The following is a 23,688-nucleotide window of genomic DNA, read 5'->3' on the forward strand; positions in this document are numbered from 1 at the left end:
TTATTCCTCGCTACCTTTCGCACTTTCGTCATTTTTCGGCAACTGGCTCAGGGATTTGAGCAGCGTCGGATCCTGAAGGATTTTTGCAATCAGCTCTTCCGCGCCGTTTTTGCCGTCCATGTAGGTCAGCAGGTTAGAGAGCTGGGTGCGGGCTTCCAGCAGCTTGTTCAGCGGCTCTACTTTACGGGCCACCGCGTCCGGCAGGAAGTCGTCCATGCTGTCAAAGGTCAGATCGACGTTGAGCTTACCTTCGCCGGTCAGGGTGTTATCCACCTGGAACGCCACGCGCGGCTTCAGCGCCTTCATGCGTTCGTCGAAGTTGTCGATGTCGATTTCCAGGAATTTACGCTCGTCGACGGCTGGCAGGTTTTCCACCGGCTTGCCAACCAGATCGGCCATAACGCCCATCACAAACGGCAGCTGAATTTTGCGTTCTGCACCGTAGATCTCTACGTCGTATTCGATCTGCACGCGGGGAGCACGGTTGCGTGCGATGAATTTCTGTCCACTGTTACTCATTGCCATGATGTTCTCCATCAAAGATGCGCGGTGAAGGTGAAACGGCAGACTCCATGCCTGTCGTCATAATGCCAGGACGCGTCATTCGCGGCGTCCAAAGATGTTTTCCAGTTGGTTAACGCCGTCTGGCGCCAGGTCGCGAATAATGTCCATAAAGTTGAGTTCAGACAGCCGCTGCACCCGTTCAATCATCAGCGGTGCGGGATGGCTGGGTTCGTACTGCGCAAAGTACTGTTTCGCTTTTTCCAGCATTAGCTGCGCGTCGGCGCGGCTGGTCACCTGCACGCTGCGCCAGTCGGTGACCGGCTGAACGGGCTGCGCTGCCGCAGGCTGCGGCTCAGCGTGCTGTTCAGCCTGCGCGTCACGGTTCGGCAGCAGCTTACTGATGTCGGTCACCTGACACGCGCTGGCGACCAGCCCGACGGTTTTCAGCAGCTGTTCCATCTCCGGTACGCCACTTTCCCCGAGATAGCCGGTAAGCAGTTCGCGGATGGCCAGCAGGCGTTCGTTGATCACGATTACCGCTTCGGTGCCGGGCTGATCGCCCCGGGCCAGCTCATCGATCAGCCGTGGGCGCCCGCCGGGATAGTCCGGACACTCGGTTTTACTGCCGTCAAGCAGCGCCTGGGCGTCACGGAGCGAAATTTCATCGCCGTTTGAGCGGAGCAGTGAGGCGTTACGTACCGCGGCCGTCAGGTCAGATTTATCACTCAGCCCGGCGAGGGCGTTGATGCGGTAGAACGGATCGGTTTCGCCATACTCTTCCAGCAGCGGGTAAAGTTGCTCCCAGTAACGGGACAGGGCTTCCTGCACCAGCAGTAGCCCGTCGGCGTAACCTGCCAGCCCGCGACGACGCGTCCAGGCATGGGTTAACGCCAGCATGACGCGAAGATCTTTGGTGCGACCCAGCAGGCTGGTGGCGAGTTTTTCCACCGTGTTCCAGTCGGCAGGCTCTGCCGGAATGATGGTGTCGCCAAACTGCTGCTCGGCTTTACCCTGACTGGCCTGACCCATGGCCTGGAAATCAGCGTCGTACTCCAGGTTTTCACCGCAGGGGTTATCGGGGCTTATCGGCGCGAGAAATTCATCGATATTCATAAGATCCCTGCTTATTCAAACATAGGCGGGTAAAGACCGTGGCGGCCCGGACGGGCGCCGCCTGCCGGATCGAACAGCAGCGTAAAGAGCTGCCCGGTAAAGTTTCCGCTGTGGACGTGGGTGTACAGCGGATAGCCGTCGCAGCGGTTTGTCCACCAGTAGCTGGTCTGGCGCAGCGGATCAAAACACTCTGCCGCCTGCGGCCAGCCCAGCGTGCTCTGACCCTCGTCATCATAGCCAATCACGTCGAGAATGTCGGAGCGCTTTTGCGGCTCAACCGGCTGGGGCGCCGGGATGGTCATCAGCATTTCATCCAGCTGGGAGGCAGAATAGCTGTTACGCACCGCGTGCAGCCCCAGACGACCAAGCTGCTGGTACCAGCTCTCAGCCTGCCCGAGCAGGCGGGATGACCACTCGGCGGGAGTGAAACTCAGTTGCAGGCATACCGGATAGTGGCGGCCTACGCTGTCACGGCCCGGCAGCAGGCAGCCCATCTGAATCATCTGGCTACCGAGCATCGGCGGGACGACAAAGTTCCACACCGGGGCTTTTGAAAATGGGCGCTCGCCGCTGCGCTGCTCTTCCTGTTGCCAGGCCAGCAGGCCGACCTGGAACCAGTGCGACCACTGGCGTTGCAGGGTATCCGGAAAGCGACGCTGCAAAAAATCTCCGGCGCTGGGTAATTTGCCATACCAGCTATAACGGTTCATCGCAGGGGTATTCGTCATACGGCTGTCCTTGCGGTTATGGGCATGAGAAACGGGGAAGCTGGAACGGGTTGCGGATGCTGTTCGGGGCAAACTCCAGCGTGACCTGATGTCCGTCGACGTTGAACGTGGCCTGACGGCTCAGGCTACCCGCGCCAGGGCTGGTGCGCGCCTTGTCGAAAAAGCGGTTGAGCGCCCAGGAACCGTTGGTCACCAGCGTTGCGGTGCTGCCATTGGCCAGACCGAGCTGCATACGCACCTGGTTCGTCCCGCCCGGCCCCGGCCAGGTCATGATCTGCACCGCCTGCGGACCGTGGCTGTAGCGCAGCAGTTGGCCGTCCACGTCCAGCGTCAGGTTCAGAATGGTGTTGTCCATCCGCACGGTGCGCACCGTCACCTTAAAGGATGGCGTGGTCGCGCCGTTGGCGAAAAAGGCATCGCGGACAGACTGCGCCTGCTGGAACGGACGCAGCAGCCCTTCACTGCCCGGCAGCGTTTTACCGTCAATGCCCGGCATAAAGCGCCAGTTCGCCTGGGTGGTGTCCACCTTGTTGGTCAGGTTGTCGCGAAAGAAGGTGTCCATCAGCCCGGTGCCCGGCGCGAACATGCGGGCAAGATCGTCCGGCGTCACCTCGGTGCTGGCGCTGCGCACCAGCGGGTAACGCCCGGCAATCGCCTGACGGCAGAACCCGCCCACTTCCACGTTGATGCGCTTACGCACGTTCTCCAGATCGCGACGCTGGGTATCGCTGCTGGCGCCGACGGCCATATTACTGAACATGGTTTGCAGCCCGCCCGGCAGACGGCCCGCGCTGGCTTGCAGGCGGCTGATGGCATCGCCGCCCGGCGCGGGCATACCGCTGTTTGCTGCATCCTGAACGGCTGTCAGGTAGCGATAAAGCTCGTCAACCTGCTTGAGAAAATCATCAAAGACGATGGTCTTACCGCCCTTCTCCAGCGGCTGCGCCAGCTCAATCATCGGCGCATAGTGGTCGGTCACCAGTTGCTCAGGCGCCTGCGTCACAACCGCGCCCTGCGTCGGGGCATTGTCACCGTTGCTGAACAGCGCTTCCAGCGTGCGAGTGGCGCGGTTGCTTTGGTCTTCCGCTTTCTGCGCATCTTCAGGGGCAGGCGCAGTGCGCGACAGGGTCAGCACCTTGCTCAGGTTAAGTACCAGACGGCGCAGCGGCGAGTTGGTGCCTGAAAGCAGGCGCGCGGTGTTGATGCGCTGGGAAAGATCGGCGCTGTTGTTGAGCTGTATGTCCGCGAGAAAGCGATCCCAGTTGACGATAAAGTCGCGCATGTAGAGCTGGCGCACGGCGTTATCGATCTGCTGTTTATCTTCCTGGGCGGTGGCTGCTCCCAGCACCCAGGCATCGTCCTGGTGCAGGGCGGTGGTCACGCTGTCGATCTGGTCGTTAAAACTCTTCCAGTAGCCGTCCGGCGTATAGAGCCCCGGCACGCCCTCACTCACCGGCTTGCCGCTCTTACGGGAAAACACCAGCTCGCTCTGCGGGCCGCCGAGATCTGAAAGCGAAACCGGCTTCAGGTTCTCATCATGCTCCAGCAAACGTTTCAGGCGTCCGTACACGCGGGTGGAGAGCGGCTGCTGGTTGATGAGCGCCCTTTCACGGGCCACCAGATCCTCATCCTGCGCATACGGTGAAGCCTGAATTTTTGGCTCCAGCAGCTGGGTCAGGTGCCATTCCAGCTCCTGAAGCTGCGCCTGCGTCACGTTCTGCGGCAGGTTGCGTTGCAGGTTGAGCATTACCCACGAGTGCAGGAATTTGCCGTCATAGTGCTTCGGCTGGTAGAGCATCTGATAGGCTTTCAGCGCCTCATAGCTGTATTCCACGTCGCTGCCGTTGTCGTTGCGCAGCCAGGTGGTAATGTGCATCGCCACGGCAGGCAGCAGCATCTGATCCAGCGCCTTCTGATACAGAGACTGCGAGGCATCGCTGACGTCATCCCCGCGATAAAGCCCCATGCGGCGGGAAACCGGCGGGTCGTTAACGTCGAAGGCATCGCTTTTCGGCAGATCCACCAGGCTGTTAAGCAGCGGCAGAAGCGCAAACAGATCGCGCTGGGGCTGGTTTTGCAGCGCCTTGCTCTGCTGCTCCAGCATCGGCACTTTTGCGTCCACTTCTTCCAGATAGACTTTATTTTTAGCGTAGCTGGTCAGCCACAGGCCACCCAGGATCACCAGCAGAGCCAGCAGCGCCGCGTAGCCGGACCACATCACGGCGCGGTTGCGAAGCTCCCACCAGCGGTTTTCCCCGGCGATGCCCGCTTCCTGGAAAATCACGTTTTGCAGCAGGTTCTTAATGAAGAAGCTTTGACCCTTCGCGCCCGGGATCGGCGCCTCTTTGCTCACCGAATCCCAGCGCGTGCTTTCCTCCCCTTCAGGTAAGGAGAGCGCGCGGTTCAGCTCGCCCATCACTCGGTCAAACGGCATCCCTTCCTGGGTGCCGCTGGCGAAGTAGATGCCGCGCGGCGAAAATTCGGTTTCGAAGTTTGAGCGGGCAAAGACCGTGCTCAGGTAGTCTGCCAGCAGCGGACGCAGCGCGGCGAACTCCTGCGGGAAGAGATAGGCTTCCGCACGGGTTTTGGCGTCATGCTCTTTGAGCATGGTTTCCGGAAGGCCCGCATCCAGACGCTGTTGCAGCAGGGAAAATTCCTGCTGGAAGTTGCCCATAAGATCGTAATCGGCGTGTTTGGTCTGCTCCCACGGCAGCGTAAAGCCCCAGATCTGGTCGCGCTGGGCTTTGTCGTAATCCGCAAACCAGGCGCGGAAGCCTTTAAGCAGGTCCGCTTTGGTCACCATCACATAAACCGGGAAGCGAATACCCAGCTGTTCATGCAGCTCGGAGAGACGCTGGCGCAGGTTGACCGCCTGCTGCCGGGAGGCCTCAGCGGACTGCGACAGCAGGTCGGAAATACTGATAGTAATAATCACGCCGTTGATGGGCTGGCGACGACGGTATTTGCGCAGCAGGTTGATAAATTCCAGCCACTCCCCGGCGTCCTGAACCTGCTCACTCTCCTGAGTGGTATAGCGCCCCGCGGTATCCAGCAGAACCGCCTCGTTGGTAAACCACCAGTCACAGTTGCGCGTGCCGCCAATGCCGCGCAGCGCGGTTTTACCGAAGCGATCCGCCAGCGGGAATTGCAGCCCGGAGTTGGCCAGCGCGGTGGTTTTACCGGAACCCGGCGCGCCAATAATGACGTACCACGGCAGCTGATAGAGGTATTGCGTGCTGAAGCGCTGCGTCCACTGTGCGCCATGTCCCGCTTTGCTGAAGTGGGCTTTTTTCAGCATCTGGGCGGCTTCATCGAAACGCCCGGCAAGGATCTGCTCCTCGCTGTTCAGACGTTTCTGCGGATCGGCCGCCTCCGGGCTGGTGGTATTTTCGTTGAGCTTGTCCATCAGCTTACGGTTCAGCCAGGCGTTATACAGCCGCGGCAGAATGTGGCTCTGGGCCCAAATCAGGTAGACCACCGCAATGCTGATGACGCGGTTCTGCTCTGATTCAAGCGGGCGGGTATCTACGATGGACAACAGCGGGCCAATCATCCAGATGACCGCCGCGAGCGCCGTTACGCCCAGGAAGCTCCACAGAATGCGATTGGTCAGTATAGAAAGTAGAGTAGTCAGCATCCTTAGTTTCCTTGCGGCAATCCGTTCAGCTCGGCCTGGGTATTGTCAGGCGATACCAGCAGCGTAATTTCCACGCGGCGGTTACGGGCGCGATTTTCAGGCGTGGTGTTAGGCGCTACCGGGTTGATCTCACCCCGCCCTTCGGCTTTGACGCGCTCAGGCTGCGAGAGGCTACCCTGGAGCTGTTTTTGCACCGAACGGGCGCGCTCAAGCGAGAGTTCATAGTTGGAGGCGAAGCGTGCGCTGCGGATCGGCACGTTGTCGCTGTACCCCACCACCAGAATTTTGCCGCTGACGTTATTCATCGCCTGGGCGATGCGGTCGATGACCGGCTCATAGCGATCGCGCACCACCGTTGAGGCCGAGGCAAAGAGTCCGTCCCCTTTCAGGATCACCACGCTGCGATCCGCCTCATCCTTAACGGCCACCAGACCGGCATCAATTTCCGGTTTCAGGAAGCCGCGCAGGTTCAGCACTGCCGGCAGCTGACGCGCAGGCTGCTGGATCGTGGTTTCCGGCAGTTGGGACTGGTAAATTTTCGCCAGTACCGGGCTGGTGTTATCACCCAGACGCCAGTTCAGCACGATATAAAACAGGCAGGCGATAAAGCCGACCAGCGCCACGCACGCCCAGAGTGGGATCATCGGCCGCCAGAGCTTGCGCAGAACGGGGCGATCTTCCGGGTGCGGCGAGAGCGGCGGCGGGTAGCTGCCGCGCACGCCACGGATCATCTGCCACAGGCGCTGTTTGATGGTTTCAAGCTGGGTCCGGCCATTGTCCAGCACGCGGTAGCGGCCTTCAAAGCCGAGCAGCAGACAGTAGTTGATCATCTCCAGCAGCAGAATGTGTTCGCGCGGATTCTGCGACAGACGCGCCAGCAGCTGGAAAAACTTCTCGCCGCCCCAGGTTTCGTTATGAAACGTCACCAGCAGACCATTGCTTGACCAGACGCCGCTGCTTCCCCAGGGAGTCAGCGCGGCGGCTTCGTCCAGCGCCGTGCAGAGGCAGTAGCGCGCGCCGACAATCACTTCATACGGTAAGCCCGCCTGCTGGCATCGCACCTCGAAACGGCGAATTTCGTCAATCAGGCGCTGGCGCAGCCCGACCTGATCGTCGTGGGAAACCGAATGACGGATTTGCGGAATCGCATTGAGCAGCGGATTGGCGGCCGCCACCAGCTGATTGTTCCCACTGGCTCCGGTAAACACGGCATCACTGCCGGTATCCTGTCGTTCCTGCATATTAAGCGCTCGCTTTATTATTCTGTCGGGCTACGGATGGCCCAGAACTCCATATCGAGACCCGGGAATTCCCCTGCGAGATGCAGCGCGAATGCCCCGGACTTGTCCATCTCGTGCCACAGTTCGCTGCCCCTCTCGAGTTCGAAATAGCTGTAGCCTGCATGCCACGGGATCTGCGGCGGCGCGACGGGCATTGCCCGAAGCATGATGCCCGGCAGCTGAAGCTGAACCAGATCGCGGATTTTCGAGACTGGCGCAACCTTCATCTGGGCAGGAAAATGGGTTTGCAGGTGTTCGCCGGGGACATTGGCTTTTACCGCCAGCACGAAGCCAAATTCGCGGACCATGCTGGTCTCCGGCACGGTGGCGATGTTCAGACCGTGGGAGCGTTCGTGCAGCGGCAGCTGGATGGCATGATCTTCCATCACCAGCGACAGTCCCTGACGCAGCATCAGCATCAGTTTGCTGAAGCAAACGGCGAGATCGTCATGGTCGTATACCGGCAGTATGCTCTCTGCGGTACGCTGCGGCGTCCAGGTGGCGAGCTCCGTGGCAAACGGCAGCCAGCTGCGCCAGAGCGCTTCCGGATGAAGCAGCGGCAGCGTTTTTAAATGTGAGACATCGCCAAGGTGGCGGTTGATCAGCGAGAGAAGCGTGAACTCAACCATCTCAGACGTATTGAAACGCCCCGGCTGACGCAGGCGGCCGCCGATCTGCTGGCTACGCTGCACCAGCAAGCCGTGCAGGTCATTGATCATGCCGTACAGCTGCGGGCTGTTATTGGCGTTCAGCATTGGCGGGATGTAGCTGTTATCCAGCCGCACGTGGTTGTCGTTACGCTTTTCAGCGACGTACGCCACGCCGATGGCGGTCCATTCTGCCGTCAGATCTTTCTCCAGCATCAGGGTCAGACGCAGGCGGCCAAACTGAACCGTCGCCTCCCCGACCGACATCGCGTTGTCGTCTTCCACCTCTTGTTCAAAGGTAATAAAACGCGCCAGAGAAGACTGCTCCTCGCTGAAAATCACCTCTTCACGGCCACCGCGACGAACCGGCAGCGCAAGCACCACCTTTTCATTGGTGAGATTATCGGGGATTTTTAGCGGAGCCGGACCGTTGCGGTCGCTGCGCACCTGGAAAAAGGTGCCGTCAGGCAGCAATCCGCTACAGTAGCTGAGGGCAATACAGCCCTGGCGAAGCATCGCTTCATCCAGCTCAAGGTCGAGAAAGCCCCAGAGATACGAACGCTGCAAGGCCCCCCACTCACGAACGTGGTTGAGGAGGTAACTTTCTGTCCGCTGAAAATGGTGGGGACGCAGGAACATGCCCTCGGTCCAGACGACCTTTTCTGCTTTCGTCATGATGATCTCTTTCCTGTTATGAAGGGCGTTACTGGCTGATGACCCGGATACCATTTACGTCAAGGAAGACGCTGGCCTGGAGTTCATCTGCGGACCATTTCCAGAACTGGTAAATCGCGTTTTCGCCGGGAACAGGCAAAGGAAGTGAGACGCGCCATTTTTTGCCGTCCAGCGCCTGGTATTCCGCCATCACGCCGATATAACGCGCTTCCGGTGAGCTTTGCCCGCTCAGGGTTTTCGAAAGCTGGCCCGGCATCAGGAAGAACACATCGCTGTTTAGCAGATTCGCGCCAAGCGTGGCTGACGCGTTGTTCTGTAAGGAGTAGAAGTCACTGGACATGAAATCCGCATCGGATTTCAGCAGCAACACTCTGACCTTAAGCGGCGCAGAATCATTGATTTGAGGATGAGCCTGAAACTGAAGATTGTAGCGGGAGGGGTCGCTGTGTGAAGACGACGTACAACCACCGATCAGCGCGAAAATCAACGCAAAAAAAGGGAACCACATCCGATGAAAATTTTTATTATTCATAAAAATATGCTCGTGAAACCCGTTTAGTTCAGGATCCAGGTACCGTTCGCGCTGTCTTTGCAGGCTTTGCTGTTGCCATCGACATCAACACAGGTGGTTTTCTTACGCGCTTTCGGGCGCAGTGCCTGTTTACGCACGGTGGCTTCGTACTGGTCAGCCTTGATCACGGCACGCATCGGCACATAACCAATCAGCTGTTCACTCCCTTCATCGGCCAGCGCCATCCAGAAATGTTCAACCTGCCCCAGCACGACGTAAGTTTTGCCGGTATCAAGCGTACGGATCACTTTTCCACCGTAGTCAGGACGGCTCATCAGGGATGCCGGGTACATGGCACGATACGGTTCATTCACTTGTGTGAACTCCGCCGGAGGGGTAACAGCGTGACGGTGCGTCAGCGTGATGCCATTCACCTGGCTGGTCACAATCGTATCATCGGTGATCGCTGGTTTTTGCGGCGCCTTACAGCCCGCCACCGCCATAACAAACAGAAGTGATAACAATACACGCAGTTTCATATGCTTTTCCGTAGCGATATTTAGAGGATGAAGAGAGGGGATAAAATTTGACTTAGGTGCTATTGTTAAAATAGTCGGGGTATTTTCAGCAGGTAACTATTTTAAGGCATAGCTACCGCACGAACCCAACAGAAATGGGCCCAGCATGCTCCTGACATATTTTGACAAACGGTAGACAAGTTTACATGAGCTTGTCATCAATTCAATATTTCTTGCCTGCTTAACGGCGTTTAATGATACGCCCAATGCATTATAGGATTAATCTCATAAAAAATGCGCACTTAGCTGAAATCGTCTTTTTCTTAGACGAATTTCTATCGTAACTGTATGAAAATTAATGGCTAAAAAGGCAAAAGAGAACCACTATCATTAACGTAACCCCTTATTATCGCCACTACCATAATTAGTAGAATTTCATTTTTTCTGTGCGCTGTGGGATATATCTGGGATATTTTCATTGTTGCATCTGGAAGATAACTTTTATTGGGTGCGAGCGTCCCGCATTAACAAATGACGGTGAAGAAAATGGCAGGGATTTAATTTCGCGATCCGAAATAACCTAGCCGAAATTATCCTCCGAGGTTATTTTTTGAGCCTTAATAATTAAGCATGGCTACATCTTTTTGTTCTCTTATTGTTCAGAACACTTCATTGCAGCCCATAAACTGGGGGTTTCAGCGGCAGTAACAGTAAACCTAACGCAAAAAGTTTTACCGTTACTACATATTTCTTTTACTTCTTTCCAACATCTGCCGTTCCAGGCTTTCACCCGGCACGCCTCATTTGTCTCTGCGACGGTGTTTGTCTGCCGCTTGACTTATTTTGTGATAAAGGTACTTTTCAGGACATGAAGAAGATCCTGATTATCGTACCTGACGGTGGCATGTTGTTTGAGGCTGCCGGTATCGCCGACATTCTGATGCAGGCCAACCGGCTGCACCCGGACGGCCTGGCGCAGCCCCGCTACTGCATCATTATCGCCACCACCCAGCCTCACCTGGTGATCCACGGCCAGTCCGGCTTAAACCTGCTGGCGGACTATCGCCTGCCGGAGCTGGATCCGCGCGAGCCGCTGGATACGATCATCATTACCGGTCGTGGCATGAATGAACAGGAAAGCACCGCGGTGGTGGACTGGCTGCACCTGGCCGCGCCGCATGCGCGCCGCGTCGCCTCTGTCTGCGGCGGGGCCCTGCTGCTGGCACAGGCCGGACTGCTCGATGGGCGCCGGGCGACGACCCACTGGCGGCTGCTGGAAACCCTGAAAACCCGCTATCCTGCGGTCAACGTTGAGGGCGGCCCGCTCTATATTCAGGATGGCCCCGTCTGGACGTCCGGCGGCGTCAGTTCCGGGTTTGATCTGACGCTGGCGCTGGTGGAGGATGATTACGGCTTCACCCTCGCCCGCAACGTGGCGCAGGATATGGTGATGTACCTGCGTCGGCCTGGCGGCCAGCTACAGTTCAGCCGCTATAAACTGGAGCAGTCCGGCGCGACCGGACCGGTTAGCGAACTGCAAAGCTGGATCCTGCAAAACCTCACCGCAGATTTGTGCGTCGAAAGGCTGGCCGAACGGGTCGCCATGAGTCCGCGCAATTTCACCCGCGTGTTCACGCGTGACGTCGGTGTACCTCCGGCCCGTTATGTCACCGAAGCGCGCCTGGCCGCCGCACGACAGCTTCTGGAGCAGACCTCGTATCCGCTTGAGGTCATTGCCGAAAAAAGCGGGTTTGGGACCAGCATCAACCTGCGCCGCGTTTTTGAAAAGCAGCTTCATCTCACGCCGGGCGAATATCGCCAGCGCTTCCACTGCCGCAGAATGGCGTAATCTGATCCTTTTTTGTCATTTACGCCATCCGACCTGACGCCTAAAGTCACTCCAGACAACACAGATAAGGAGTGCATCATGGTTAAGGTCGGTATTAACGGTTTCGGCCGTATCGGACGTAATGTTCTTCGCGCGGCGCTGGGCAACCCGGATCTCCAGATTGTGGCCATTAACGATCTGACGGACAGTAGAACCCTCGCCCATCTGCTGAAATATGACTCTCTGCTCGGCACGCTGCCGGTGCCCGTTGAAGCGGCGGACGGCGCGCTACAGGTTGACGGGCAACGCATCACCGTATTCAGTGAACGCGACCCGGCAAACATTGCGTGGAAAGACGCGGGCGTTGAGGTGGTAATCGAAGCCACCGGCTTCTTCACCGAACGTGAAAAAGCAGCGGTGCATATCACGAGCGGCGGCGCAAAACGCGTCATTATTTCCGCCCCGGCTAAAAATGATGATCTGACGGTGGTAATGGGCGTGAACCACACGCTGTACGATCCGGCCCAGCATTTTGTAGTCAGCAACGGGAGTTGCACCACTAATGGTCTGGCGCCAGCGGCGCAGGTGCTGCACCAGCAATTTGGCATTGAACACGGGCTGATGAACACCACGCATGCCTACACCAACAGCCAGGCGCTGCATGACCAGCCGGAAAAAGATCTGCGCGGCGCGCGCGCGGCAGCATTATCGATTGTGCCTTATTCCAGCGGCGCGGCAAAAGCGCTCGGGAAAGTGATCCCCGAACTTGACGGTAAACTCACCGGATATTCCCTGCGCGTACCGGTTCCGGTGGTGTCGATTGTCGATCTGACGGTGACGCTGAGCCGCAACGTGACCGCCGAAGAGGTGAATGACGCGTTCCGTCAGGCCGCCGTCAGCGGGCCGCTGAAAGGCATCCTGGGCTACAGCGATGAACCGCTGGTCTCCCGTGATTATCAGGGCGACCCGCGCTCATCCATCATCGACGGGCTTTCAACGCTGGTGATTGGCGGGAATATGGTGAAGATCCTGTCGTGGTATGACAACGAATGGGGCTTCTCGAACCGTCTGGTGGATCTGGCGGTGCTTATGGATAAAAAAGGGTTGTAGGGCTTAAGCCGGGTGGCTTGAAGCTTACCCGGCCTTTCTGTGATGTGGTTAAAAATTAAGTAAACCACCCCCGGTGTTGTGAAAGCGCACCCGAATTATCTGGTTATGTGAAAAATGGGATATTCAACACGCGAAGTTAACGATATTCGTCTAAGGTTTTCAGGTAATTGACAACAGCGGTCACGCTGCTCAGTGAAGACAGGAGACGAACCGATGATAAGACCTCGCGCACGACGCCCCGCTTTTTTACCCCTTGCGTTGGCAGGCGCACTACTCGGTGTTACCGCATTTGGTTATGCTGAAGACCAGCCAACGAGCCAGCAAAGCTCACCTGATATTCTTCTTGGCCCCCTCTTTAATGACGTACAGAGCGCCAAACTGTTCCCGGATCAGAAAACCTTCGCGGATGCCGTTCCCAAAAGCGACCCGCTAATGATCCTGGCGGATTACCGGATGCAGCATACCCAGTCCGGTTTTGACCTGCGCCACTTTGTGGAGATGAACTTTATCCTGCCGAAGGAGGGTGAGAAGTATGTTCCCCCTGAGGGCCAGAGCCTGCGCGAACACATAGACGATCTGTGGCCTGTTCTGACCCGCACCACCGACAAAGCGAACAAATGGGACTCCCTCCTGCCTCTGCCAAAACCCTATGTCGTGCCGGGAGGACGCTTCCGCGAAGTCTATTACTGGGACAGCTATTTCACCATGCTGGGGCTGGCCGAGAGCGGCCACTGGGATAAGATCGGCGACATGGTGGACAACTTCGCTTACGAGCTTGATACCTGGGGCCATATCCCTAACGGTAACCGCACCTACTACCTGAGCCGCTCTCAGCCGCCGTTCTTCTCGCTGATGGTGGAATTGCTGGCCACGCATGACAGCGACGCGTTAAAGAAATACCGTCCGCAGATGGAAAAAGAGTATGCCTACTGGATGGAGGGGGCTGATGGGCTCCAGCCTGGTCAGGCGAACAAACGCGTGGTGAAGCTGGATGACGGCGCGATCCTCAACCGCTACTGGGACGATCGGGACACGCCGCGCCCTGAGTCGTGGCTGGATGACGTCACCACCGCCAAAAATAACCCTAACCGTCCGGCCACCGATATCTATCGCGATCTGCGCTCTGCCGCGGCCTCGGGCTGGGATTTCAGCTCCCGCTGGATGGACGATCCTCAGAAGCTGGATACCATCCGCACCACCAGCATCGTGCCGGTGGATCTGAATGCGCTGATGTTTAAGATGGAAAAACTGCTGGCCCGTGCGAGCCAGGAAGACGGGGATACCGCCAGCGCAAGTAAATATGACGCGCTGGCCTCCGCGCGTCAGAAAGCCATGGAGAGCCACCTGTGGAACGATAAAGAGGGCTGGTATGCGGATTACGATCTGAAAACCAGGAAGGTGCGTAATCAGCTGACTGCCGCGGCCCTCTTCCCGCTGTATGTGAAGGCCGCATCACAGGATCGCGCCGATAAAGTGGCCGCAGCCGCATCGTCGCGCCTGCTGAAACCGGGCGGTATTTCTACCACCACCATCAACAGCGGGCAGCAGTGGGATGCGCCGAACGGCTGGGCGCCGTTGCAGTGGGTAGCGGTGGAAGGGTTGCAGAACTATGGTCAGCAGAAAGTGGCGATGGACGTGACCTGGCGTTTCCTGAAAAACGTTCAGCATACCTACGATCGCGAGAAGAAACTGGTTGAGAAGTACGATGTCTCTTCGACCGGTACCGGCGGTGGCGGCGGTGAGTATCCGTTGCAGGACGGTTTCGGCTGGAGTAACGGCGTGACGCTCAGGATGCTGGACATGGTCTGCCCGAAAGAGAAGCCATGCGACACCGTACCGGAGAATCAGCCTGCGGCAAACGATGATGTTGCACCTGCGAAACAGGCGGCGCAGTAGCGCCCCTCACCCTGACCCTCTCCCCAAAGGGGCGAGGGTCAGGTTCCGTGCAATAAAGAGACCCGCTAGCGCCACCGGGCTTTTTTCAGAAGCTGTAACTCGCCCCGACCTGGAAGGTGCGGTCGCGGCCTATCCAGCAGTTGGTCGCGTCATAGCAGGTGAGCGTCTCTTTGTTGGTGACGTTCTGCGCGCTCGCTTTCAGCGTCAGCCCCTCCAGCGATGGCGCCAGTTCACCCATGCGGTAAGATGCCGCCAGATCGTACTGCGTCGTACCGCCCAGCTTGCCTGCGTCGTTGGCTGGCGAGATCTCCATCGGCCCGGTGTAGCGTGCGCCTCCCCCCAGCGTTACCCCTCTCAGCGGCGTGCTGTCGAAGGTGTAATCGCCCCACAGATTAAAGGCGTTCTCAGGGACCTGCGTCGGTCGTTTGCCCTGGTACTTGTCATCTTCGGTATTGATGGCGTGGGTGTAGGCATAGTTGGCAATCAGCGTCAGGTTATCCGTTGGACGACTCATAGCGGAAAGCTCCGCGCCTTTCGATTCCACTTCCCCGGTCTGGCGATAGTTGAGGAAGCCCGGATCGCTGGTCACCACATTTTTCTGACGAATGTTAAACACCGAGGCGGTGAAGGTGGTTGCGTATTCCGCCAGCAGGTATTTCACCCCACCCTCCACCTGCTTGCTGGTGGTGGGCTTAACGTCTTTCGCGGTCAGCGTGCCCTGCGGCGATACTGGGGCGAACCCTTCTGAATAGCTGATAAACGGCGAGAGTCCATTGTCGAAGGCATAAAGCGCGCCCAGTCGTTTGGTGAGGCGATCCTGCGATACCCAGGCTTTGTCACCGTTTTGCAGATAGTTAGTGGTGACGGAACGGTAGTCGTCATAGCGCAGGCTGGCCAGCATGTTCAGCCCGCCAAACGCAATCTGATCCTGGAGGTAATAGCCATTCTGCTGATAGCTGAGTCGGTTTTTCTGCGCGGTTTCAAGCCCCAGCGCATCGTTATCGATCTGCGAGTGATCCGGATGACGCATATCGATACCCGGGGTGGATGAGGCGTAACGATAATGGAAGTGAGAGTTCAGCTTCTGGTAGTCAAAGCCCGCCAGCAGATGATGTTTCCAGTCCCCCAGCGCGACGGTTCGGGTGACCTGGTTATCAATATTGAAGCTCTGCAAATCTTCATCCGTGGTATAGGCGAAGCGGTTAAGCTGGTAGACCTCGCTGCCCGTCCCGGTGGAATAGGCGCTGCGCTGGTGGGTGTCCACGTCAAAGTAGCGCGCTTTCTGGTTAAAGCCCCAGCCACTGTCAAACTCATGCTCAAAGCTGTATCCCAGCATCCACTGGCGCTGCTTAAAGCCGCTCCACTCATCCCCGGCATAGTCACGACGATCGGCGTATTTAGACCGCAGATAGCTTAGCGGCATCGGATCAGACGGCGTCAGGCTCGGCGTATTTTGCGCCAGCGCGTCAATGGTCAGGCGCGTTTTGTCATCAGGCTGCCAGGTCACGGAGGGGGCCACCAGATAGTTTTCATAGCGCGTGGTGTGCGCCTGTTCGTCACTTTCCGTCGCTTTGCCCAGCAGGCGATAGTTCCAGTCGCTGTTCGCGATCTGCCCCGTGGAGTCCAGGTATCCCTCTTTCAGATTGCGGTTTCCGGTATTAAAGCCCAGTTCCGTTTTCGCCTCTTTCTGCGGCTTTTTACTCTGAATATTGACCAGCCCGCCCGGTGAGCCGCCGCCATACAGCACGGATGACGGCCCCTTCAGGATATCGACGCTCTCAATCAGCAGCGGATCGATTCGCGCTTTGGTGTTCCCGGTGACGTTATAGGGAAGTTGCAGGCCGTTGTAGAACTCCTGATCGACGTTGAACCCGCGGATTTTGTACTCGCTCATGTAAGAGGTGCTCCCGCGCACCTCCGTGGAAACGCCCGGCGCATAGCGCAGGATCTCGTTTACCGAACTGGCGTGCCGCTGCTCAATCTCTTTAGCGGCGATGGTGTTGATTACCTGCGGCGTTTTACTTTCCGCGACGGCTGATTTCGTGGCGCTATTGGTCCAGGCAGGGAGCGCGCTGCCCTGCTCTGTACCGGTTACCACGATGGTGGGCTCTTCTGCGAAAGCCTGTGTCTGCAATGCCAGCGTGACGGCGCCTGCCAACGCGCATAACGCAAAACGTGAAGTGCTCATAGTGTCGTCTTGTTATTAGATGGTATTGGGAACGGCAATTATTATCATTTCCATTAGCAAATCAATATCGGCGGAGAAAAACAGATCGTTTGTATTAAGTTTCATGCCCGCGTGCCGATAACCCAGAGACAGTCTGTCATCTATCGAGGAGCCATCTGGCGTGAGTAGCTACAGTGAGCAGTTCCTGAAACAAAATCCGCTGGCTGTATTAGGGGTGTTACGCGACCTGAAAAAAGGCGAGGTGCCGCTGCGCATCAACTGGTCAACCAGCCAGTTTATCAGCAAGATCCTGGACGTGACGGCAGAGCACCTGATCGTCGATCTGGGTAGCCAGAGCGATGAAAACCGTGCCGCGCTACAGGCAGAGAATCTCTCGGTGATGGCCGAAACGCAGGGGGCGAAAGTCGAGTTTGTGCTGCCTCGTCTGACCACGATCGCGTACCAGGGTTTGCCTGCGTTTATCGCTCCCCTGCCCGCTAACCTCTGGTTCGTGCAACGCCGGGAGTTTTTTCGCATCAGCGCTCCGCTTCACCCGGCCTATTTCTGTAAGGCAAAAATGCCGGACAAAAAAGAGATCCGCTTTCGTCTCTTCGACCTGTCACTGGGCGGGATGGGCGCGTTAATGGATACGCCGAAGCCGGAAGGGCTGGTGGAAGGTATGCGTTTTAGTCAGATTGAGCTGGATATGGGCGGATGGGGACGCTTCTGGTTTGACGCCCAGCTGATTGCCATCAGCGAGCGCAAGGTGGTGGACAGCAAAAACGAAACCATTACCACGCCGCGACTGAGCTTTCGCTTTCTGAATGTCGGGCCAGGCGCCGAACGCGAACTACAGCGCATCATCTTCTCACTGGAGCGTGAAGCGCGGGAACGCGCGAATAAAGTGCGCTGATAGGCGTCGGGCAGCGTGCTGCCGCCCGACAAAGGCGTTACATGGCGTCCATCGCTTTCTGGACTTTCCAGATATAACGTGGAGCCTGTGCTGACGGATGATTCTTCACAACGTGCTCGAAGAATTCATCTTTATCCATATCGTTAATCTCTTCTATCGCCTCTTTGCGATCGGATGAGAAGGTTCGGAGCAGCGCGCCGGCTCCGTTAACGTACGACACCACCAGTGCATATTGCATCACTTCCGGATCGTCAATCCCCTTCAGAATGCCATGCTCGAGAATGCTCAGGTAAGCGGTTCCCATAGAGATATTACGCTCCGGGTTTTTCAGCTCGCTGGTGGATGGCTGTCCCTTCCAGCCCATGTAGCGATAGACCTCTCTTCCCGCCGTCGAGGCTTTTAACTGCATCAGCCCCACCGCATTCGATTTACTCACCAGCGTCGGGTTGCCGCCGGACTCCACGGCAATGATCGCCGTGATCAGACGCGGGCTCACGCCCCAGGCCTTCCCGGCTTGTTCGCTGATCGGCATCCACTGCATGGCCCGCTTTACCGGCACTTCAGGGTTCCAGGGGGGATTTTGATAATCATGTTTTGAACTACAGCCAGCGAGCAGCACAATCAAAAAAGCAAACCATCTCAATTTCACGTCATCTATCCTTATAGCCGGTCATCGCGGTACGTCGCCCCTTGAAGCAGGCGGCGTATAAGCGGCATGATATAGACAATTAGATTCTCATTCAGCAAGGAATTGCCATGCCTCAGTTTCATCTCATCGCACCGTCAGGCTACTGCATCAATCAGGAGGCGGCACAGCGGGGCGTTCAACGCCTGCTGGAAATGGGCCATCAGGTAGAAAATCAGACAATTATCCCCCGCCGCATGCAGCGTTTTGCCGGTACGGAGGCGCAGAGACTGAGCGATATCAACAGCCTGGCGACGCTGGAAGGTGAAAACACCATTGTGCTGGCCGTGCGCGGCGGCTATGGCGCAAGCCGGCTGCTGGAGAGCATCGACTGGGCCGGGCTGGCCGCGCGCCAGCAGCAGGATCCGCTGTTAATCTGCGGACACAGCGATTTCACGGCGATCCAGCTCGGCCTGCTGGCGTTGCATAACGTCATTACCTTTAGCGGCCCGATGCTGGCCGGTAACTTTGGCGCGCCGGAGCTGGATGCGTTTACGCAGGACCATTTCTGGCGCGCCCTGCAAAACCCGACGTTCACCATCGAGTGGCAAGGCAATGGACCGCACTGGGAATGTGAAGGACAGCTGTGGGGCGGCAACCTCGCGATGCTGGTGTCGCTAATTGGTACGCCGTGGCTGCCGCAGATCACGGATGGCATACTGGTGCTGGAAGATATCAATGAACACCCGTTCCGTGTCGAACGCATGCTGTTGCAGCTGTATCACGCCGGGATCCTGGATCGGCAGTCGGCCATTGTGCTGGGCAGTTTTAGCGGTTCAGCCCCCAACGATTACGATGCAGGCTATTCCCTGGAAACGATGATTGATTTCATTCGTTCCCGCCTGGATATCCCGGTGATCGCCGGCCTGGATTTCGGCCATGAGCAGCAAACCGTTACGCTGCCGCTGGGTGCCCGGGCGCACCTTGTACACGATAATTCAGGCAGTCGGTTAACAATCAGCGGTCATCCGGTCTTAAAGGCATAAAAATGCCGTTATTCCCCCTCAATAAAACGCTGTTACCGTTGTTAATATGTTAGGGTTTTAATAACAGCGTTCACATTGAGGTGGGAGTAAGACGACATTGGGTGCCACAGCGATAATCAGTCTTTTCATTCTGGGTTCCATCCTGGTAACCTTCAGCATTTTATTAAGTTCATTTTCATCGCGCCTTGGCATACCTATTCTTGTCATTTTCCTGGCTATCGGCATGCTGGCGGGAGTCGACGGAATCGGCGGTATCCCCTTCGATAATTACCCTTTCGCCTATATGGTGAGTAACCTCGCGCTGGCGGTCATCCTGCTGGACGGCGGTATGCGCACCCAGGCAAGTTCGTTCCGCGTGGCCTTAGGCCCGGCGCTGTCTCTGGCGACCGTCGGGGTGCTGATCACCTCCGGCCTGACCGGTATGATGGCGGCCTGGCTGTTTAACCTCGATATTATGGAAGGCCTGCTGATTGGCGCGATTGTCGGCTCGACCGATGCGGCAGCGGTTTTCTCGCTGCTCGGCGGCAAGGGGCTGAACGAACGCGTTGGCTCCACGCTGGAGATTGAATCCGGCAGTAACGATCCGATGGCGGTGTTCCTGACCATCACTCTGATTGAGATGATCCAGCAGCACGAAACCGGCCTGAGCTGGATGTTCGCCTGGCACATCCTCCAGCAGTTTGGCCTGGGGATTATCATTGGTCTCGGCGGCGGTTACCTGTTACAGCAGACGATCAACCGTATTACGCTGCCTTCCGGCCTTTACCCGCTGCTGGCCCTGAGCGGCGGGATCCTGATCTTTGCCGTCACCACCGCGCTGGACGGCAGCGGTATTCTGGCGGTTTACCTTTGCGGTTTCCTGTTGGGCAACCGACCGATTCGCAACCGTCACGCCATTTTGCAGAACTTCGACGGTCTGGCCTGGCTGGCGCAGATTGCCATGTTCCTGGTGCTGGGCCTGCTGGTGACGCCGTCGGACCTGCTGCCTATCGCCGTACCGGCGCTGCTTTTGTCGGCCTGGATGATCTTCTTCGCCCGTCCGCTGTCGGTGTTTGCCGGGCTGCTACCGTTCCGCGGGTTTAACCTGCGTGAGCGGATATTTATCAGTTGGGTGGGTCTGCGCGGCGCGGTGCCGATTATTCTGGCAGTGTTCCCGATGATGGCCGGGCTGGACAACGCCCGCCTGTTCTTTAACGTCGCCTTCTTCGTGGTGCTGGTGTCGCTGCTGTTCCAAGGGACGTCGCTGGGCTGGGCGGCGAAAAAAGCCAAAGTGGTGGTACCGCCCATTGGCTGGCCGGTCTCCCGCGTGGGGCTGGATATTCACCCTGAGAATCCCTGGGAACAGTTTGTCTACCAGCTAAGCTCCGATAAGTGGTGCGTGGGCGCGTCCCTGCGCGATCTGCATATGCCCGCTGAAACGCGCATTGCCGCCCTGTTCCGGGATAACGCCCTGCTTCACCCGACCGGCAGCACGCGGCTGCGTGAGAACGATATTCTCTGCGTGATTGGCCGCGAGCGCGACCTGCCTGCCCTCGGCAAGCTGTTCAGCCAGTCGCCCCCGGTGGCGCTGGATCAGCGTTTCTTCGGCGATTTTATCCTCGAAGCCAGCGCCCGCTTTGCGGATGTGGCGCTGATTTATGGCCTGGAAGGTGGACTGGAGAATCGCGATAACCAGCAAACACTGGGTGAAATTATTCAGCAATTATTAGGGGCTGCGCCGGTCGTCGGTGACCAGGTGGAGTTTGCCGGGATGATCTGGACGGTAGCCGAGAAAGAAGATAATGCGGTGCGCAAAGTCGGCGTAAGGCCGATGGAGGAAGAGGCGGAGTAGCTGCTTTTTTGCCGGGTGGCGATAACGCTTACCCGACCTACTTTCGGGCTTTTGTAGGCCGGGTAAGGCGAAGCCGCCACCCGGCACATACACAAGTTACACCGTCACAACAGGCACTCTGGGTGCCAGCGCGCACATCAGCTCATACCCAACGGTGCCCGCCGCAGCGGCCACATCATCAATTTTAACTTCGTTGCCCCACAGCTCAACCGGTGACCCGATCCCCGCCTGGGGACACGGCGTTAAATCAATGGCCAGCATGTCCATTGAGACGGTGCCTACCGTGCCGGTGCGCACGCCATCGACCCACACCGGCGTGCCGCTCGGGGCGATGCGCGGATAACCATCTGCATAGCCCCCCGCCACGATACCGATACGCTGTTCGCCCGCTGCCCGATAACGGCTGCCATAGCCCACCGTATCGCCCGCTTTTAACGTCTGCACGCCGATAATCTCGCTTCGTAACGTCATCACCGGCTTCAGGCCGCTGTTGGCGATATCCTGCCACTGACCTGAGGGTGACGCGCCGTACAGAACGATCCCCGGACGCACCCAGTTGTAGTGCGCTTCAGGATGCCAGAGCGTTGCCGCTGAGTTCGACAGCGAACGTGGACAGTCCAGCCCTTCTGCCGCCTGCTCAATGCGGACCATGGCATCGGCAATTCCGTCCGGCTTTTCCGCATCGGCGAAATGCGCCATCAGCGTCATCTCACCGACGTTTTTCAGCGCACGAAGCTGCTGCCAGACCGTGTGCACCCGTTCAGGCTGAAAGCCCAGACGGTTCATCCCGCTGTTCACTTTGAGATAGATATCCAGCGGGGCATGCAGCTTCGCGTCCTGAATCGCCTTGATCTGCCAGTTACTATGAACGCTGGTCGTCAGGCGGTACTTATCCAGCAGAGGCAGATCCTGCGCATGGAAGAATCCTTCCAGCAGCAGGATCGGTCCTTTCCAGCCGCGCTCGCGCAGCAGGATGGCCTCTTCCAGATTCAGCAGGGCAAAACCATCGGTGGCGCCGAGCGCACTCCAGATACGGTCGATACCATGACCGTAGGCGTTGGCTTTCACCACCGACCAGACACGAGAACCCGGCGCAGCACGGCGAACAATTTGCAGGTTATCCTTCAGCGCCTGCAAATCCAGCTGGGCCAGAATAGGACGGGACATTGCGACTCCTTAATTATGCGCGCCGTGCAGGTGTTGTGGACGCGATGGGGTAAACCCTGATTGATAGCGTGCGGCGCTCAAATCGTCAAACGGAATTGCCGGCGTCCGCCCGGAGATCAGGTCGCTCAGCAGCTGGCCCGAACCGCAGGCCATGGTCCAGCCAAGCGTACCGTGGCCGGTGTTGGTCCACAGATTTTTGTATGGCGTACGGCCCACAATCGGCGTGCCGTCCGGGGTCATTGGGCGCAGGCCGGTCCAGAACGTCGCCTGCTCAATGAAGCCGCCGCGCGGGAAGAGATCGCCCACGACCATCTCCAGCGTTTCACGACGCGGTTTAAGCAGCTCAGTATTAAAGCCCACGATTTCCGCCATGCCGCCGACGCGGATCCGGTTATCGAAGCGGGTGATGGCGATTTTGTAGGTTTCATCAAGAATGGTCGAGACCGGCGCACCGCTGTCCTCTTTCACAGGAATGGTCAGGGAGTAGCCTTTCAGCGGATAGACCGGGATATCCAGGATCCCTTTCAGCATCGCGGTTGAGTAGGAGCCAAACGCCATCACGTAGGCATCGGCTTTGATTACCTCTTCCCCACACTTCACGCCGTAAATCTTCTCCCCTTCCGACAGCAGTTTGTCGACAGAAGTATTGAAGCGGAATTTCACCCCGGCCTGCTCACACATGCGCGCCAGACGCTGGGTGAAAAGCTGGCAGTCGCCGGTTTCATCGTTCGGTAAACGCAGACCGCCCGTCAGCTTGTGCGCGACCTCGGCAAGCGCTGGCTCCACCTGCGCCAGCTGGCTGGCTTCCAGCAGCTGATACGGTACGCCCGCATCTTCAAGCACGGCGATATCGCGGGTCGCGTTTTCGTACTGTTGCGCGGTACGGAACAGCTGAAGCGTGCCGCCCTGGCGTCCTTCATATTCAATGCCCGTTGAGGCACGCAGCGCCTTCAGGCAGTCGCGGCTGTATTCCGCCAGACGCACCATGCGCCCTTTGTTTTCCATATAGTGGCGGGTGTCGCAGTTGCGCAGCATCTGCCACATCCACTTAAGCTGGAACTGCGTGCCGTCGAGGCTGATCGCCAGCGGCGCATGTCGCTGAAACATCCATTTGATCGCCTTCAGCGGAACGCCCGGGGCCGCCCACGGCGCAGCGTAGCCCGGGGAGATTTGCCCCGCATTCGCCGCACTGGTTTCCAGCGCCGGACCGGATTCGCGATCGATAACGGTAACCTCATGTCCCGCCTGACTTAAATACCAGGCGCTGGTTACGCCAACGACACCACTTCCCAGTATGACAACACGCATAGCCACTCCATTATGAGCAAAAGAACAATCATCTAATTACAGATTGATAACCTAGTTGAAAATATTATTCAACATATGACTTTTTTATGGTGACTCAACTCACATATCCCGCTGTATCAGGGGATAGCGCTTATTTGGGATCTCCTGCTGCGCGTTATTTTTAACCAGTAGAAAATTCTGTGAG

18 protein-coding genes and 1 pseudogene are annotated in these 23,688 nt (G+C 57.7%); 6 read left to right on the plus strand and 13 right to left on the minus strand.

Features of this window, described 5'->3' with window-relative positions; genetic code table 11:
• The 8 genes from tssB to O1724_RS13560 all read right to left on the minus strand — a co-directional run bounded on the left by tssB (position 1) and on the right by O1724_RS13560 (position 9,634).
• Positions 1-525: a type VI secretion system contractile sheath small subunit gene (gene tssB, locus O1724_RS13525; protein WP_008502644.1), complete on the minus strand. Its 525-nt coding sequence runs from the start codon at positions 523-525 to the stop codon at positions 1-3.
• Positions 526-600: 75 nt separating this feature from the next.
• Positions 601-1,617: a type VI secretion system protein TssA gene (gene tssA, locus O1724_RS13530; protein ID WP_126296978.1), complete on the minus strand. Its 1,017-nt coding sequence runs from the start codon at positions 1,615-1,617 to the stop codon at positions 601-603.
• Positions 1,618-1,628: 11 nt separating this feature from the next.
• A complete protein-coding gene (tagF, locus tag O1724_RS13535) occupies positions 1,629-2,345 on the minus strand; it encodes a type VI secretion system-associated protein TagF (RefSeq protein ID WP_006810959.1) in 717 nt (238 codons plus the stop codon).
• Between the two features lie 16 nt (positions 2,346-2,361).
• Entirely contained in the window at positions 2,362-5,982 is a 3,621-nt protein-coding gene (gene tssM / locus O1724_RS13540) for a type VI secretion system membrane subunit TssM (RefSeq protein ID WP_211988729.1), read from the minus strand.
• Between the two features lie 2 nt (positions 5,983-5,984).
• Positions 5,985-7,223 carry a DotU family type VI secretion system protein gene (locus O1724_RS13545; RefSeq protein WP_003859963.1) on the minus strand — a complete coding sequence of 413 codons (1,239 nt, stop codon included), beginning with the start codon at positions 7,221-7,223 and terminating at the stop codon, positions 5,985-5,987.
• A 17-nt stretch (positions 7,224-7,240) separates the two neighbouring features.
• Positions 7,241-8,584 (minus strand): type VI secretion system baseplate subunit TssK, encoded by a 1,344-nt coding sequence (gene tssK / locus O1724_RS13550; protein ID WP_022651416.1) that lies wholly within the window; start codon positions 8,582-8,584, stop codon positions 7,241-7,243.
• A gap of 28 nt (positions 8,585-8,612) precedes the next feature.
• On the minus strand, positions 8,613-9,116 hold the full coding sequence (tssJ, locus tag O1724_RS13555) for a type VI secretion system lipoprotein TssJ (protein ID WP_015570327.1): 504 nt from the start codon (positions 9,114-9,116) through the stop codon (positions 8,613-8,615).
• Positions 9,117-9,139: 23 nt separating this feature from the next.
• Entirely contained in the window at positions 9,140-9,634 is a 495-nt protein-coding gene (locus O1724_RS13560) for an SH3 domain-containing protein (protein ID WP_126296980.1), read from the minus strand.
• 847 nt (positions 9,635-10,481) lie between these two features.
• Here O1724_RS13560 and O1724_RS13565 point away from each other — a divergent pair.
• The 3 genes from O1724_RS13565 to O1724_RS13575 all read left to right on the plus strand — a co-directional run bounded on the left by O1724_RS13565 (position 10,482) and on the right by O1724_RS13575 (position 14,447).
• A complete protein-coding gene (locus O1724_RS13565; protein ID WP_022651417.1) occupies positions 10,482-11,462 on the plus strand; it encodes a GlxA family transcriptional regulator in 981 nt (326 codons plus the stop codon).
• Positions 11,463-11,540: 78 nt separating this feature from the next.
• The gene (gene gap / locus O1724_RS13570; RefSeq protein ID WP_023314315.1) at positions 11,541-12,551 is read left to right on the plus strand and encodes a type I glyceraldehyde-3-phosphate dehydrogenase; all 1,011 of its coding nucleotides are present in this window, start codon (positions 11,541-11,543) and stop codon (positions 12,549-12,551) included.
• A 213-nt stretch (positions 12,552-12,764) separates the two neighbouring features.
• Positions 12,765-14,447, plus strand: a complete 1,683-nt coding sequence (locus O1724_RS13575) for an alpha,alpha-trehalase (RefSeq protein WP_126296981.1) — start codon at positions 12,765-12,767, stop codon at positions 14,445-14,447.
• 85 nt (positions 14,448-14,532) lie between these two features.
• Here O1724_RS13575 and O1724_RS13580 read toward each other — a convergent pair whose 3' ends face one another.
• Positions 14,533-16,635, minus strand: a complete 2,103-nt coding sequence (locus tag O1724_RS13580) for a TonB-dependent siderophore receptor (protein ID WP_126296982.1) — start codon at positions 16,633-16,635, stop codon at positions 14,533-14,535.
• A gap of 160 nt (positions 16,636-16,795) precedes the next feature.
• On the opposite strand from O1724_RS13580, the gene ycgR reads away from it, so the two are divergent.
• On the plus strand, positions 16,796-17,527 hold the full coding sequence (ycgR, locus tag O1724_RS13585; RefSeq protein ID WP_022651421.1) for a flagellar brake protein YcgR: 732 nt from the start codon (positions 16,796-16,798) through the stop codon (positions 17,525-17,527).
• A 37-nt stretch (positions 17,528-17,564) separates the two neighbouring features.
• Here the strand turns inward: ycgR and emtA are convergent, their stop codons facing one another.
• Positions 17,565-18,176, minus strand: a complete 612-nt coding sequence (gene emtA, locus O1724_RS13590) for a membrane-bound lytic murein transglycosylase EmtA (RefSeq protein WP_017384310.1) — start codon at positions 18,174-18,176, stop codon at positions 17,565-17,567.
• Between the two features lie 107 nt (positions 18,177-18,283).
• Between emtA and ldcA the strand changes: the two genes are divergently transcribed.
• Positions 18,284-19,198, plus strand: a complete 915-nt coding sequence (gene ldcA / locus O1724_RS13595; protein WP_023324854.1) for a muramoyltetrapeptide carboxypeptidase — start codon at positions 18,284-18,286, stop codon at positions 19,196-19,198.
• A gap of 97 nt (positions 19,199-19,295) precedes the next feature.
• A pseudogene (locus O1724_RS13600) lies at positions 19,296-20,963 on the plus strand (potassium/proton antiporter); the annotation flags it as partial.
• Here O1724_RS13600 and O1724_RS13605 read toward each other — a convergent pair.
• From O1724_RS13605 to O1724_RS13615, 3 genes are read right to left on the minus strand one after another with little or no spacing between them, the layout of a single operon-like run.
• Complete coding sequence (locus O1724_RS13605) at positions 20,904-21,122, minus strand: hypothetical protein (protein ID WP_463726377.1); 219 nt, start codon at positions 21,120-21,122, stop codon at positions 20,904-20,906. The pseudogene O1724_RS13600 and the gene O1724_RS13605 overlap by 60 nt on opposite strands.
• Positions 21,123-21,125: 3 nt before the next feature.
• A complete protein-coding gene (gene dadX, locus O1724_RS13610; protein ID WP_003859954.1) occupies positions 21,126-22,196 on the minus strand; it encodes a catabolic alanine racemase DadX in 1,071 nt (356 codons plus the stop codon).
• Between the two features lie 9 nt (positions 22,197-22,205).
• Positions 22,206-23,504, minus strand: a complete 1,299-nt coding sequence (locus tag O1724_RS13615; RefSeq protein WP_015570317.1) for a D-amino acid dehydrogenase — start codon at positions 23,502-23,504, stop codon at positions 22,206-22,208.
• Between the last annotated feature and the right edge of the window lie 184 nt (positions 23,505-23,688).

It is taken from the genome of Enterobacter cloacae complex sp. HYC074_NIDB (assembly GCF_056673345.1).